The following is a 13,996-nucleotide window of genomic DNA, read 5'->3' as shown; positions in this document are numbered from 1 at the left end:
TCACTCCACCCCGATCAGCAGGGCGTCGCCGTGGTGGCCGGTGTCGAAGGTCACCATCTCGGTGCCCGGATGCGTCCGCCGCACATGGTCGAGGAGGGCCTCGGCGACCGCCGCGTCCACCCCCCGGCCGGTCAGCACCGTCACCAGTTCACCGCCGGCCGCCAGGAGCAGGTCGATCAGTCCGGCGCCGGCGGTGACCACGTCGTCGGCGACGATGACGACCTCGTCCCCGGCGATGCCGAGTCCGTCGCCGGGCTTGCAGGTGCCCGCCCACGTCAGCGCTTCCTCGGCGGCCACCCGCACCGACCCGTATCGCGCGGCCGCGGCCGCGCGGGCCATCGTGTAGCCGTCGTCGACCACCCGGTGCGCGGGGTCGTGCACCGCGAGCGCCGCGAGTCCCTGCACCATCGACCCGGCCGGCACCGGCACCATGTTGATGCCCCAGTCCGAGGCGACCGCCCAGCCGGCGAGCAACTCCTCGGCGGCGACGTAGCCGTTCGGCAGCACCATCACCTGCTCGGCGCCGGTGTTGACCAGCGCATGCAGCAGCTGGTGGGCACTGACCGGCAGACCGGGCCCGGCCCGCAGGACCTGCGCCCCCTCGCCGGTGAACAGGTTCTCGGCGCCGTCGCCGTCCACGACGGCCAGCACCGCACGCTCCCGCACCCACCCACCGGCCGGATGCCGGTCGGCCCCGCTGCTCAGCGACGTGATCTGGATGCGGCTGGGGGTGCCGACTTCCAGCGCGGCCTCGACCGCGGCGCCGGCGTCGTCGACATGGACGTGCACCGAGTACCGGTCTGACTCCCCGGCGCCGGATGCCGCGATCGCGACGGATTCGCCGAGGTCGTCGAGGCGGGTGCGGAGCCTGTCCACGCCGTCGACGTCACAGCCGCTGAGCAGGTACATCACCTCGAACTGCGGGGCATCCGGCGGTGGCGCCGCCGGCGTCACGGAGTCGGCGGGTTCAGGCCGGTAGCGCGGCCGGATCGGGGCGTGCCCCGCCAGCGTGGTGGTCAGCGCGTCGAGCAGCACCAGCAGACCGCGGCCACCGGCGTCGACCACTCCGGCGTCGGCGAGCACCTCGAGTTGGCTGGGGGTGCGGTCCAGCGCCGCCAGCGCGCCCTGCGCGCTGAGCGCGACCACCTCGGTGAGGTCGGCCTGGTCGGCGGCCGCGTCCTCGGCCGCCGCGGCGGCGGCCTGCAGGACCGAGGTGATGGTTCCGGGGACGACCTCGCCCATCGATGTGACCACCAACGTGACCGCGTGGCGCAGCGCCGCGGCCAGCAGCGCCCCGTCGATGTCGGCGATCACCCGGTCCTCGGCGGCGGCCGCCGTCACATCGGCGAGCGCGCGCAAGATCTGCGACAGGATCACCCCGGAGTTGCCACGCGCCCCACGCAGCGCGCCGTCGGCCAGCGCAGCCGCCACCGCGGTGACGTCGTCGAGGTCGGCGCGGGAATCCGCCTGCGCCCAGGCCGCCCGCATCGTGAAGAGCATGTTGGTGCCCGTGTCGGCGTCGGCGACGGGGAAGACGTTCAGCGCGTTGATCTCGTCGGTGTGCCTGATCAGCTCCGATACCGCCGCATGGGCCCACCGCCGCAGCGCCGACGCATCGAGCCGCCGAGCTGACATCCTCACCTCCGCATGCCCTCACCGCGCCGCTTCGCCGTCGGCGTCAGCCTAGCCACTGGGCCGGACACCACCGAAAGACGACGTGGTCAGGGCTGTTGATAACCTGGAGTCACCGTTTTGGCGTTCCCGGGGCCGCCCGGTATTCTGGTCGGGTTGTCGGGTCACCCGTCCGGTCGTTGGCCCCCAAGCACTGACTTACGAGGAGTTCTCACTATGGCTGCCGTGTGCGATATCTGCGGGAAGGGCCCCGGCTTCGGCAAGTCGGTGTCGCACTCCCATCGCCGGACCAGCCGCCGGTGGAACCCGAACATCCAGTCCGTGCGTGCGGTCGCCCGCCCGGGCGGCAACAAGCAGCGCGTGAACGTGTGCACCTCCTGCCTCAAGGCAGGCAAGGTCTCCCGCGGCTGATCGCCGTTCCGCGACGCTAGGGCAGCCGCCAGTCCACCGGCTCTGCCCCCCTCTGCACGAGCAGCTCGTTGGCGCGGCTGAACGGCCGTGATCCGAAGAACCCCCGCGACGCGGACAGCGGTGACGGGTGCGCCGATTCGATGATCGCCGTGTCGCCGAGCATCGGCTTCAGTGTCGCGGCGTCGCGTCCCCACAGCACGGCCACCAGGGGTTGGCGCCGCTCCACCAGGGCCCGGATGGCGCACTCGGTGACCGCCTCCCAGCCCTTGCCCCGATGCGACGCCGGTGTCCCCGGGCGCACGGTCAGCACTCTGTTCAATAGCATCACGCCCTGTTCCGACCACGGGGTGAGGTCGCCGTTGGCGGGGGCCGGATACCCGAGATCCTGCTGATACTCGGTGTAGATGTTGGCCAGGCTGCGCGGCAGCGGCCTGACGTCGGCGCCCACCGAGAAGCTCAGACCCACCGCATGCCCGGGCGTCGGGTACGGGTCCTGGCCGACGATCAGCACGCGTACGGCATCGAGGGGAAACGTGAACGCGCGCAACACGTGCGCACCGGTCGGCAGGTATCGGTGTCCCGCGGCCAGTTCGGCGCGCAGGAACTCCCCCATCTTCGCGACCTGCTCCTCCACGGGGGCGAGCGCGACCGCCCACGATTCGTCGACCAGTTCCTTGAGAGCGCGTGCCGTCACGACAGGCCAACTTAGCGGCCCGCCGGCTCAGTAGGACTGCCAGCCCGTGCTGCCGGTCCAGGCGACGCCGTCGACGGTGACCCGGGCCGCACCCGCCTCGTGGACCCGGCCGATGATCCGCCAGCCCGGCGGCGGCTCCGCGGCGAACGTCGCCACCAGCGCGTGATCTTCGCCACCGCCGAGCACCCACTGCCGGGCGTCGACGCCGGCGACGGCCGCGGCGGGGGCGACAGCGTCCAGATCGGCCGACAGCTCGTCAAGGGCCAGGTCGATGTGCACGGCCGACGCCTCGGCGATGTGTCCGAGGTCGGCGAGCAGTCCGTCGGAGACGTCGGTCATCGCGGTCGCGCCGGCCCGTGCGGCGATCGCGCCCTGCCCATAGGGCGGCTCCGGCACCAGATGACGCCGCCGCAACGCCTCGAAATCTTGAATTCCGTTGCGCCACAGCATATATCCCGCAGCAGACCGGCCGAGCTCACCGGCCACCGCGACCACGTCGCCGGGCCGGGCTCCGCTGCGCAGCACCGGCGGGCGGCCGCCGAGGTCCCCGAGCACGGTCACCGAGATCACCCACTGCGGTGCCGCCACCATGTCGCCGCCGACGATGCCGGCGCCCAGCCGCGACGCCTCCTCCCACATCCCGTCGGCCAGTTCCACGGCCCGCGTGGTCTCGGTGTCTGCCGGGGCGCCGAACGCGACCACGAACGCGGTCGCGCTGCCGCCCATCGCCTCGATGTCGGCGGCGTTCTGCGCGATGGCCTTTCGGCCCACGTCGTGTGGCGTCGACCAGTCCAGCCGGAAGTGCCGCCCCTCGACCAGCATGTCGGTGCTCACCGCGACCCGGCCGTCCCCGGACGTGACGACGGCGGCGTCGTCGCCCGGCCCGACGACGACGAACGGGGGCTGTCGCCGCCCGGCCACCAGACGGTCGATGACGGCGAACTCGCCCGCCTGCGCCAGCGTGCCGTCCGCCATCGGTGTCACTCCTCGCATCACGTCCGTGGCCTGAACGCTCGGCTCACCTGCGGTACGTTTGGTCCCTGCGGCGTGGAGTCTATGCAGCCAGACGGAGGGATTGCGGCGTGGTCGAGGCTTTCGTGCTCATCCAGACCGAGGTCGGTCGCGCCGAAGTCGTCGCCAAGCAGCTCGCCGGGCTTCCCGGCGTGCTGTCCTCGGAGTACGTGACCGGCCCCTACGACGTCGTGGTGCGGGCCGGCGCCGAGAGCCTGGCCGAGCTGCGCGCCACCGTGGTCCCCAGCGTGCAGCAGGTCTCGGGCATCACCCGCACACTGACCTGCCCCATCGCCGAGGCGGCGCAGCCCTAGAGTTGCCCGGGTGAACAGCGACACCGGCGACGGCCCGCCGCGGGCCGTCCTCGTCGCGGCGATCGTGCTCGCCGTCGGCGCCGTGGTGGCGGTCCTCGTGGTCGCGGCGGTCCTGCAACGCACACCCGGGCCCACCCCCGTGGCGGTGTCGGCGGTGCCGGCGCCCCGGGCCGACAGCACCGAGTGCGCCACCCTCGTCGCCGCACTCCCCGACCGGCTCGGTGACTTCCGGCGCGCCCCGCTCGTCGACCCCGCGCCGGCGGGGGCCGCGGCATGGCAGCCCGAGGGCGGCGGCGAGCCGCTCATCCTGCGCTGCGGGGTGCAGCGACCGGCCGACTTCGTCGTCGGGGCACCGCTTCAGGTCGTCGACGCGGTGTCGTGGTTCCGGGTGCAGGACAGTGCCGGTGGTGACCGGGCCACCTGGTTCGCGGTGGACCGGCCGGTCTATGTGGCGCTGACGTTGCCGTCGGGCTCCGGGCCCGACGCCATCCAGACGATCTCGACGACGCTTGCCGCGAAGCTCCCGGCCACGGCGCCGGACCCGGCCCCGCTGGGCTAACGCAGGCCGGCGCCCCGGGCGATGGCCGTGTCGACCATCGTCGCGAGCAGCGTCGGGTAGTCGACGCCGCTGGCCGCCCACATCCGCGGGTACATCGAGATCGTCGTGAACCCGGGCATCGTGTTGATCTCGTTGATGACGGGGCCGTCGTCGGTCAGGAAGAAGTCGACACGGGCCAGCCCCTGGCAGTCGATGGCCTGGAAGGCCCGGATCGACAGTCCGCGGATCTCCTCGGCGACGGCGTCGTCGATCTTGGCGGGCACGTCGAGCTCAGCGGCGTCGTCGAGGTACTTGGTCTCGAAGTCGTAGAAGCCGTCCTCGCGGCCCCGCACACCGGCCACCCGGATCTCGCCGACCGTGCTGGCCTCGAGGCGGCCGTCGGGAAACTCCAGGACGCCGCACTCGAGCTCACGGCCGGGGACGGCCGCCTCCACGATGACCTTGGGGTCGTGCCGGCGGGCAGCGTCGATCGCCATGGGCAGCAGGTCCCAGCCGGTGACCCGGCTGACACCGATCGACGAGCCGCCGCGCGCGGGTTTGACGAAGACGGGCAGGCCCAGCCGCTCCCGGTCCTCCAGCGACACCGTCGCGGTGCCGGGCCGCAGCACCACCTGATCGCCGATCGGCAACCCCGCGACCGCGAGCAGCTTCTTGGTGAACTCCTTGTCCATCCCGACCGCGCTGGCCAGCACGCCGGCGCCCACGTACGGCACCCCGGCGAGCTCCAGCAGACCTTGGATGGTGCCGTCCTCGCCGTAGGGCCCGTGCAGCACCGGGAAGACGACATCGACCGAGGCCAGGACATCGCCGGCCGCGTCGCCCAGCGAGAGCAGCTGGCCGCGCCGGGCCGGGTCGGCGGACAGCGCGAGCTCGGTGCCGGAGGACCCGGTGACGCTGGGCAGCGTGCCGTCGGTGATGGCCAGCGTCTCCGGCCGGCCGTCGGTGAGCACCCACGCCCCCTGCGGGGTGATGCCGACCGCGACCACCTCGAACCGCTGCGGATCGAGGTTGCGCAGGATGCTGCCTGCGGAAACACACGAGATCGCGTGTTCGGAACTCCGTCCGCCGTAGACGACGGCAACGCGGGTGCGGGCAGTCACAACCTAGAGAGGCTACCGGCTCGGCCCCAACACGCCCTCGCGGAGCAGTTTGTGGGACTTCCGTGCGGGCCGATCGGCCGCGGGCCGATCTTGATCGCGCTACACTACGCCCCAGGTGAGCGCACATCCGCGAGGTGTGGTCCACCGTCCTGGGGGAACCGTGAGGAAGCATTTCCGCGCCGCGACATGGTGCGCCGCGATGACGCTCGCGGTCGCGGCGACCGCGTGCGCGCCCGTATCCTCCACGCCGTGGCGCTTCGCCGAGACCGCCACGGGCCGTTATGTCGCGGAATTCCCTGCCGAGCCGACCATCGTGAGCCTTCCCGCCACGAGCACACTGCTGCTCACCCTGATCACAACCGCCCAGTCGGGCGACGCGACGTTCACGATCACCGAAACTGATCTGCGAGACCTCGCGGACTACCGGTCGCTGGACGACATGGTCGACGCCGCGATCGCAGATATCCGGTCTCAGCTGGAGGAAGCCTCCGGCCACGGTCAGAAGGTCACCCATCTCACGACGACGACAGCGCAATTCGAGGGCGCCGAGTCGCGGCGTGTCGCGTGCCGCCTCGTCGGCGAGATCGTCACCTCGGTCACGCTTGTGCTGTTCTATCGCCGCGATTCGCTCGTCCAGGCCATCGTCACCACCGTCGGTGTCGACGCGGACGCCTCGACCGATCGTTTCCTCGGGTCGCTGCGCAGCAATACCGGCTCCGACCGCGTCTAACGCAGAGCCGCCTCGATGTCGCGAATCAGGTCTTCGGTGTCCTCGATGCCGCACGAGATGCGGGCGAAGCCTGCCGGTACGGCGTCGCCCCACCGCGCCCTGCGGTCGACGGAGCTGTGCACGCCCCCGAAGCTGGTGGCGCCGACCAGCAGCGCGCTGCGGCTGACGAGCGCGTGGACGGCGTCGGCGTCGGCCAGCTCGACGGCCACGATGCCGCCGAAGCGGCGCATCTGCTGCGCCGCGACGGTGTGGGACGGGTCGTCGGGCAGCCCCGGATAGCGCACCGCGGTGACGGCCGGGTGCGAGCGCAGCATCAGCGCGACCGCGGCGGCGTTCTGGCACTGCCGCTCGAACCGCAACCCGAACGTCGCGAGGCCCCGCAGCACCAGCCACGCCTCGAACGCCCCGAGGATGGGTCCGGACAGCAGTCGCTCCCGCTCGAGGCGGTCCAGGACGTCGGCGCGGTTGCCCGCGACATTCCCGGCGACGTAGCCGGCGAGCAGGTCGTGGTGGCCCGCCAGCGCCTTGGTGGCGCTGCCGACGACGAAGTCCGCGCCCAGCGACAGGGGCTGCTGCCCCAGCGGTGTGGCGGTGGTGTTGTCGACGATCAGCACGGCGCCGCGCGGCCGGCACAGCATCGACAGCCGGTGCAGGTCGACCACGTCCAGGCCCGGGTTCGACGGCGTCTCCGCCAGCACCACATCGGCGTCGCGGGCGGCCTCGCACATGTCGGCGCAACGCGCCTGCACCACGGTCACCCCGCGCGGCGCCAGATACTCGGTGGCGTAGGCACGGACCTGGTAGTACCCGTCGGCCGGTATGACGAGCGTCGTCCCCGGTTCGGCGACCACCCTCAGCAGCGACGTGATCGCGGCCATCCCGGATCCGAACACCGTTGCGGCCGTCGCTCCTTCGAGCTGGGCCAGGGCCGACTCCAGATGTCGCCAGGTCGGATTGTGCCTGCGCCCGTAGCTGTCCAGCGCGTCGTCCTCGTCGGCCGGAAGATGATACGCCGCAGCGGGAACCGGCACCGGCCCCAACGGCGCTCCGGGAACCGCTTCGGAGGCAACAGCTTTGAGGCTGCGGGTGGAATCCCCGTACGAGCCGCTCATCTGCTCACTCCGGCTTGGTGGTGCGGCCCAGCAGCAGCGCCACCGCATCGTCGACGGACAGACCCGTGTGACACACCCCGTGAACCGCCTCGGTCAACGGCATCTCGACGTCGTAACTCGTCGACAGCGCCAGCACCGAGGTGCACGAGGTGACGCCCTCGACAACGTGTCCGCCGGTGGCTGCCAGCGCGGCGGCCATCGTGCCGCCCTGCCCGAGACGCTCCCCGAAGGACCGGTTGCGGGAGTGCGGTGACATGCAGGTCGCCACGAGGTCGCCGATACCCGCCAGGCCGGCCAGCGTTGCCGGCTTGGCGCCCAACGCGATTCCCAGTCGCATGATCTCGGCGAGTCCGCGCGTGATGATCGCGGCGGCGGTGTTCTCACCGAGGCCCACGCCCGCCGCCATCCCGGAAGCGAGCGCGATGACGTTCTTGCATGCACCGCCGATCTCCGCGCCGATCACGTCGGCATTCGTGTACGGCCGGAAGTAGCCGGTGGCCAGTGCCCGCTGCAGGGCCACGGCGCGCCCGGAGTCGCTGCAGGCGATCACGGTGGCGGCGGGCTGCTCCGCGGCGATCTCGCTGGCGAGGTTCGGCCCCGAGACGACCGCCACGCGGGACGGGTCGGCGCCGGTCACCTGCACGATGACCTGGCTCATCCGCATCAGCGTGTCGAGTTCGATGCCCTTGGCGAGGCTGACCAGCGTGGTGTCGGGCCCCAGAGCGGCCTTCCATTCGGTCAGGTTGGCCCGCAGGGTCTGCGACGGCACGGCCAGCAGCACCGTGCAGGCGCCGTCCAGCGCCTCGGCGCCGTCGCTGGTGGCGCGGATGGAGTCGGGCAGCGCGACGTCGAGGTAGCCGGGATTACGGTGGGTCCGGTTGATCTCGTCGGCCAGCTCCGGTCGGCGTGCCCACAGGGTGACGTCGTTACCGGCGTCGGCCAGCACCTTGGCCAGCGCTGTGCCCCACGCCCCTGCACCCATCACCGCCGCCTCGACCACGGCTTCACACTAGTCGGGAATAACGGACTGGCAGGATGACGCTCGTGAGCGGCATGGACACCTTCGCGGCCGCCCGTCCGCGGCCCCCGGACGCCGACGTCACCCTGGTGATCGCGGTGAAGCGTCTCACCGCGGCCAAGACACGGTTGGCACCGGCGTTCTCCGCGGCGACGCGGGGCGGCGTCGTGCTGGCGATGCTCGTCGACACGATCGCCGCCGCGGCGGCCGTCGATGCGGTGCGGTCGGTGATCGTCGTGACCCCCGACACCGACGCCGCGGCGGCGGCCGGCCGGCTCGGGGCGCTGACGCTCGCCGACCCGACCCCCGAGGGCCACCGAGACCCGCTGAACAACGCGCTCGCCGCGGCGGAGGCGATGGCCCGCCGCGACACGGCCAATGTCGTTGCGCTGCAGGGAGATCTACCGGCGCTTCGCAGCGAGGAGCTGACCGAGGCGATCGCGGTGGCGCGTCAGCACCCGCGCAGCTTCGTCGCCGACCGGCACGGCAGCGGGACGGCGGCACTGTTGTCCTTCGGGGTGCCGTTGACCCCGCTGTTCGGCGCAGATTCGGCCGCGCGGCACCGCCGTTCGGGCGCCGTCGAATTGACCGGCGGGTGGCCCGGGCTGCGCTGCGACATCGACACCGCCGAGGACCTGAGGGCCGCCCAGGACCTCGGAGTCGGCCCGGCCACCTCGGAGGCCATCGGCGCGCTGCGCTGAGTGGCCGCCGGACTGCTAGCCGCAGCACCCGTCGATAGGGAATCATCGGGGCATGACCGAAGCGCAGACTCGACCGGACGACGCCGACACCACGACGACCGTGGACGCGTCCGACGCGGCGCCCGAGGCTCCCCCGGCCGCGACCTCGCCGACGGTCGACAACCCGCTGCCCGAGGACCGCTACCTCAATCGTGAGCTGAGTTGGCTGGACTTCAACGCCCGGGTGCTCGCCCTCGCGGCCGACCCGTCACTGCCGCTGCTGGAACGCGCGAAGTTCCTGGCGATCTTCGCCTCCAATCTCGACGAGTTCTACATGGTGCGCGTCGCGGGCCTCAAACGGCGCGACGAGATGGGCCTGTCGGTCCGCTCGGCCGACGGCCTGTCGCCGCGCGAACAACTCCGGCGGATCAGCGAGCGCACGCAACAACTCGCGAGCCGGCACGCGCACGTGTTCCTCGACGCGGTGCGCCCGGCGCTGGCCGACGAGGGCATCGTCCTGGTCACGTGGGCCGAACTCGACGACGCCGAACGCGGCCGGCTCTCCACGTACTTCCACGAGCAGGTGTTCCCCGTCCTGACCCCCCTGGCCGTCGACCCGGCCCACCCGTTCCCGTTCGTCAGCGGCCTGAGCCTCAACCTGGCCATCACCGTCAAGCATCCCGACGGCGGTCAGCACTTCGCCCGAATCAAGGTGCCCGACAACGTGGACCGCTTCGTCGAGCTGCCCCCGCGGGAGGGCAGCAACGACGTCGCGCGCTTCCTGCCGATGGAGGATTTCATCGCCGCGTTCCTCCCGGTGCTGTTCCCGGGCCTGGAGATCGTCGAGCACCACGCCTTCCGGATCACCCGCAACGCCGACTTCGAAGTCGAGGAGGACCGCGACGAGGATCTGCTCAAGGCACTCGAACGCGAGCTGGCCCGGCGCCGGTTCGGGTCCCCGGTGCGTTTGGAAGTCTCCGACGACATGACCGAGGGCATGCTGGAACTGCTGCTGCGTGAACTCGACGTCGCGCCCGGCGACGTCGTGGAAGTTCCCGGGCTGCTGGATCTCTCGTCGCTGTGGCAGGTCTACGGCGTCGACCGGCCCGCGCTGAAGGATCCGCCGTTCGTGCCGGCCACACCGCCCGCCTTCGGTGAGCGCGAGACCCCGAAGAGCATCTTCTCGACGTTGCGCGACGGCGACGTCCTCGTCCACCATCCCTACGACTCGTTCTCCACCACGGTGCAGCGCTTCATCGAGCAGGCAGCGGCCGACCCCAACGTGCTGGCCATCAAGCAGACGCTGTACCGCACCTCGGGCGACTCACCGATCGTCAACGCGTTGATCGACGCGGCCGAGGCCGGCAAGCAGGTCGTCGCGCTCGTGGAGATCAAGGCCAGGTTCGACGAGCAGGCCAACATCAAGTGGGCCCGTGCACTGGAACAGGCGGGCGTGCATGTGGTCTACGGCCTCATCGGCTTGAAGACGCACTGCAAGACGTGCCTGGTGGTGCGCCGGGAGGGGTCGACGATCCGGCGTTACTGCCACATCGGCACCGGCAACTACAACCCGAAAACCGCGCGGCTGTACGAGGACGTCGGCCTGCTCACCGCCGCGCCCGACATCGGTGCCGACCTCACCGATCTGTTCAACTCGCTGACGGGCTACTCCCGCAAGGAGTCCTACCGCAATCTTCTCGTCGCCCCCTACGGCGTGCGCCGGGGCATCGTGGAACGGATCGACCGGGAGATCGCCGCCACCCGCGACGGCGCGGAGGGCCGGATCCGCCTGAAGGCCAACGCGTTGGTCGACGAGCAGGTCATCGACGCGCTGTACCGGGCGTCGCAGGCCGGCGTCCGCGTCGAGGTGGTGGTGCGCGGGATCTGCGCTCTGCGCCCGGGCGGTGAGGGGTTCTCCGAGAACATCACCGTGCGCTCGATCCTCGGTCGATTCCTCGAACATTCACGGATCATTCACTTCCGCGCCATCGACGAATACTGGATCGGCAGTGCCGACATGATGCATCGTAATCTCGATCGGCGCGTGGAGGTCATGGCTCAGGTCAAGGATCCACGGCTGACCGCACAACTCAATGACATCTTCGAATCGGCGCTCGATCCCGGCACGCGCTGCTGGGAGCTCGGCGCCGACGGGCACTGGACGGCATTGCCTCAGGAGGGACAGACCGTGCGCGACCATCAGGTGTCGATGATGGAAAGCCACCGCCATCCGTAGCTCCTTCTCCTCTCAGGGCAGGCGGGTGCGGCGGTGGTGAAAACCGAACCGATCCTCGCCGCGGGCGCTGTGCTGTGTCGCCCGCAGGAGGGAACGGGCACACCGGAGATCGCCGTCGTGCACCGTCCCCGCTACGACGATTGGTCGCTGCCCAAGGGCAAGCTCGACCCGGGTGAGACGGCGCCGGTCGCCGCGGCGCGCGAGATCGCCGAGGAGACCGGATTCCGCGCCCACCTCGGTCGCCGCCTGCCCTCGGTGAGCTATTCGGTCGACGGCATCCCCAAGAAGGTGCGCTACTGGGTGGCCCGCTGTGTCGGCGGCGAGTTCATTCCCAACGAGGAAGTGGACGAACTGAAGTGGTTGCCGGTCGAGCAGGCGATGACGCAGCTGGAGTACGCGCTCGACCGCAAGGTGCTGCGCCGCTTCACCGAGCTGCCCGCCGACACCACGACGGTCCTGATCGTGCGGCACGCCACCGCGGGCAGTAAGTCCCGGTACACCGGTGACGACCGAAAGCGCCCGCTGGACAAGCACGGCCGCGCTCAGGCCGAGGCGCTGGTGAGCCAACTCCTCGCGTTCGGCGCCGGTGACCTGTTCGCCGCCGACCGCGTGCGCTGCCACCAGACGCTGGACCCGCTGGCCGAGGAGCTCGGCGTGCCGATCCGGACCGAGCCCGCGTTGACCGCAGAGGCGTACGCCGACAACCGCAAGAAGGCGCGGCAGCGTGTGCTCGAGATCGCCGCGACCGCCGCGCACCCCGTGATCTGCACGCAGGGGGAGGTCATTCCCGACCTCATCGCCTGGTGGTGCGAGCGGGACGGCGTGCGGCCGGACAAGTCACGCAATCGCAAGGGCAGCACCTGGGTGCTGACGCTGGTGGGCGGACGGCTCGCGTGCGCCGATCACATCAGCTCACCGCTATCCGCGAAGTAGTACCGCCGCACCAGAATTCGGGGCGGCCTCACCGCATGTCCGGACACACGAAAACGCCGCGGGTACCAGACCCGCGGCGTGTTCGGTGAAACGGACTACTTGCGACCGCGCTTGGCCGGAGCCTTCTTGGCGGGCGCCTTCTTGGCGGGCGCGGCCTTCTTGGCCGGAGCCTTGGTCGCGGCCTTCTTGGCGGGCGCGGCCTTCTTGGCCGGCGCAGCCTTCTTGGCCGGAGCCTTGGTCGCGGCCTTCTTGGCCGGAGCCTTCTTCGCCGGCGCAGCCTTCTTCGCCGGAGCAGCCTTCTTGGCCGGAGCCTTCTTGGCGGGCGCGGCCTTCTTCGCCGGAGCAGCCTTCTTGGCCGGAGCCTTCTTGGCGGGCGCGGCCTTCTTCGCCGGAGCAGCCTTCTTCGCCGGAGCCTTCTTGGCCGCCTTGCGCGCAGTGCTGCCCGCGGTGACACCGCGCTTCACTGCCGGGCCTTCGGCCGGAAGCTTCTGCGCGCCGGAGACAACGGCTTTGAACTGAGCGCCGGGACGGAAGGCAGGCACAGACGTCGGCTTGACCTTGACCGTCTCGCCGGTGCGCGGATTGCGGGCGACGCGAGCGGCGCGGCGCCGCTGCTCGAAGACACCGAAGCCGGTGATGGTGACGCTGTCACCCTTGTGCACCGCGCGCACGATGGTGTCGACGACGTTCTCCACCGCTGCGGTCGCCTGCCGACGATCCGAGCCCAATTTCTCCGTGAGTACGTCGATGAGCTCTGCTTTGTTCATGCAAAACCTCCGGGAACCAGTGGTCCTCCTTGGACCGACTAGAGGACACGGTAAACCCAATCCCTGCTGATTTCCAAGAGCCACGCGCAATTTCAGGGCGCGCCAGCGAACTTTTTTCAATCCGGTTGGCCCCCTTCGGGTCCTGCCGGACGGGTCCAAAAGCGGATTGCAGCGGGGCGATTTCGCCTATTTCAGCGCCGAATCAGGCCGGCAGAGTACGTGGTTTCCACTCGGGCCGACGCGTTTCGAATTCCTCGATTTCGGCGACTTTCCGCAGCGTAAGGCCTATATCGTCGAGTCCTTCGAGCAGCCGCCACGCGGTGTAGTCGTCAATGTTGAACGGCACCACAGTCGTTCCCGCGGTGACGGTCCGATCTTGAAGATTGACAGTGATTTCCGTCCCGGGATGCTGCTCGATGATTTTCCACAACAATTCCACGTCGTCCTGTGCCACTTCGGCCGCCAGAAGACCGGCCTTACCCGCGTTTCCCCGGAAAATATCGGCGAATCGGGACGAGATGACCACCCGGAAACCGAAGTCCATGAGTGCCCACACCGCATGTTCGCGTGACGATCCGGTGCCGAAATCGGGCCCCGCCACCAGAACCGAACCCCGGTCGAAGGGCGGTTGATTGAGCACGAAAGCCGGATCGTTGCGCCAGGCCGCGAACAATCCGTCCTCGAATCCTGTGCGCGTCACCCGCTTCAGATAGACCGCCGGGATGATCTGGTCGGTGTCGACGTTGGTGCGGCGCAGCGGCACGCCGATTCCGGTATGGGTCGTGAAGGCTTCCATCGC

The 13,996-nt window shown here is 70.5% G+C and carries 15 protein-coding genes; 7 read left to right on the top strand and 8 right to left on the bottom strand.

The window, feature by feature from the left end; all coding sequences use genetic code 11:
* The gene (locus tag MCHUDSM44219_RS10165) at positions 1-1,635 is read right to left on the bottom strand and encodes a fatty acid kinase ATP-binding subunit FakA (RefSeq protein ID WP_048418112.1); all 1,635 of its coding nucleotides are present in this window, start codon (positions 1,633-1,635) and stop codon (positions 1-3) included.
* A gap of 213 nt (positions 1,636-1,848) precedes the next feature.
* Between MCHUDSM44219_RS10165 and rpmB the strand changes: the two genes are divergently transcribed.
* Positions 1,849-2,043 (top strand): 50S ribosomal protein L28, encoded by a 195-nt coding sequence (rpmB, locus tag MCHUDSM44219_RS10160; RefSeq protein ID WP_043407506.1) that lies wholly within the window; start codon positions 1,849-1,851, stop codon positions 2,041-2,043.
* A 16-nt stretch (positions 2,044-2,059) separates the two neighbouring features.
* Here the strand turns inward: rpmB and MCHUDSM44219_RS10155 are convergent, their stop codons facing one another.
* Entirely contained in the window at positions 2,060-2,737 is a 678-nt protein-coding gene (locus tag MCHUDSM44219_RS10155; protein ID WP_048418111.1) for a uracil-DNA glycosylase, read from the bottom strand.
* A gap of 27 nt (positions 2,738-2,764) precedes the next feature.
* Complete coding sequence (locus MCHUDSM44219_RS10150; protein WP_048418110.1) at positions 2,765-3,712, bottom strand: thiamine-phosphate kinase; 948 nt, start codon at positions 3,710-3,712, stop codon at positions 2,765-2,767.
* A gap of 107 nt (positions 3,713-3,819) precedes the next feature.
* On the opposite strand from MCHUDSM44219_RS10150, the gene MCHUDSM44219_RS10145 reads away from it, so the two are divergent.
* A complete protein-coding gene (locus MCHUDSM44219_RS10145; protein WP_048418109.1) occupies positions 3,820-4,062 on the top strand; it encodes an Lrp/AsnC ligand binding domain-containing protein in 243 nt (80 codons plus the stop codon).
* Between the two features lie 10 nt (positions 4,063-4,072).
* Complete coding sequence (locus MCHUDSM44219_RS10140) at positions 4,073-4,621, top strand: DUF3515 domain-containing protein (protein WP_048418108.1); 549 nt, start codon at positions 4,073-4,075, stop codon at positions 4,619-4,621.
* On the opposite strand, the gene MCHUDSM44219_RS10135 is transcribed toward MCHUDSM44219_RS10140, so the two are convergent.
* Positions 4,618-5,721: a D-alanine--D-alanine ligase family protein gene (locus MCHUDSM44219_RS10135; RefSeq protein WP_048418107.1), complete on the bottom strand. Its 1,104-nt coding sequence runs from the start codon at positions 5,719-5,721 to the stop codon at positions 4,618-4,620. The genes MCHUDSM44219_RS10140 and MCHUDSM44219_RS10135 overlap by 4 nt on opposite strands.
* 199 nt (positions 5,722-5,920) lie before the next feature.
* Here MCHUDSM44219_RS10135 and MCHUDSM44219_RS10130 point away from each other — a divergent pair, with 199 nt between their 5' ends.
* A complete protein-coding gene (locus MCHUDSM44219_RS10130) occupies positions 5,921-6,451 on the top strand; it encodes a hypothetical protein (RefSeq protein WP_048418106.1) in 531 nt (176 codons plus the stop codon).
* On the opposite strand, the gene MCHUDSM44219_RS10125 is transcribed toward MCHUDSM44219_RS10130, so the two are convergent.
* Complete coding sequence (locus MCHUDSM44219_RS10125) at positions 6,448-7,563, bottom strand: cystathionine gamma-lyase (protein WP_048418105.1); 1,116 nt, start codon at positions 7,561-7,563, stop codon at positions 6,448-6,450. The two genes, MCHUDSM44219_RS10130 and MCHUDSM44219_RS10125, sit on opposite strands and share 4 nt — an antisense overlap.
* A gap of 4 nt (positions 7,564-7,567) precedes the next feature.
* Complete coding sequence (locus MCHUDSM44219_RS10120) at positions 7,568-8,545, bottom strand: NAD(P)H-dependent glycerol-3-phosphate dehydrogenase (RefSeq protein ID WP_048418156.1); 978 nt, start codon at positions 8,543-8,545, stop codon at positions 7,568-7,570.
* A 53-nt stretch (positions 8,546-8,598) separates the two neighbouring features.
* Here MCHUDSM44219_RS10120 and cofC point away from each other — a divergent pair, with 53 nt between their 5' ends.
* The 3 genes from cofC to mutT1 are packed head-to-tail and all read left to right on the top strand — an operon-like array spanning position 8,599 to position 12,430.
* Positions 8,599-9,282, top strand: a complete 684-nt coding sequence (gene cofC, locus MCHUDSM44219_RS10115) for a 2-phospho-L-lactate guanylyltransferase (protein ID WP_082162139.1) — start codon at positions 8,599-8,601, stop codon at positions 9,280-9,282.
* 52 nt (positions 9,283-9,334) lie between these two features.
* Positions 9,335-11,497: an RNA degradosome polyphosphate kinase gene (locus MCHUDSM44219_RS10110; protein ID WP_048418103.1), complete on the top strand. Its 2,163-nt coding sequence runs from the start codon at positions 9,335-9,337 to the stop codon at positions 11,495-11,497.
* A gap of 33 nt (positions 11,498-11,530) precedes the next feature.
* Complete coding sequence (gene mutT1 / locus MCHUDSM44219_RS10105; protein ID WP_048418102.1) at positions 11,531-12,430, top strand: 8-oxo-(d)GTP phosphatase MutT1; 900 nt, start codon at positions 11,531-11,533, stop codon at positions 12,428-12,430.
* Between the two features lie 95 nt (positions 12,431-12,525).
* On the opposite strand, the gene MCHUDSM44219_RS10100 is transcribed toward mutT1, so the two are convergent.
* Positions 12,526-13,197, bottom strand: coding sequence for an HU family DNA-binding protein (locus tag MCHUDSM44219_RS10100; protein ID WP_048418101.1), 672 nt, complete (start codon positions 13,195-13,197; stop codon positions 12,526-12,528).
* 202 nt (positions 13,198-13,399) lie between these two features.
* The gene (leuD, locus tag MCHUDSM44219_RS10095; RefSeq protein WP_048418100.1) at positions 13,400-13,993 is read right to left on the bottom strand and encodes a 3-isopropylmalate dehydratase small subunit; all 594 of its coding nucleotides are present in this window, start codon (positions 13,991-13,993) and stop codon (positions 13,400-13,402) included.
* Positions 13,994-13,996: the final 3 nt, after the last annotated feature.

Source organism: Mycolicibacterium chubuense, from assembly GCF_001044255.1.
Lineage (GTDB): Bacteria > Actinomycetota > Actinomycetes > Mycobacteriales > Mycobacteriaceae > Mycobacterium > Mycobacterium chubuense.
Note: the sequence above shows the minus strand (reverse complement) of the source record. Positions and strands in the feature narration are given on the sequence as shown.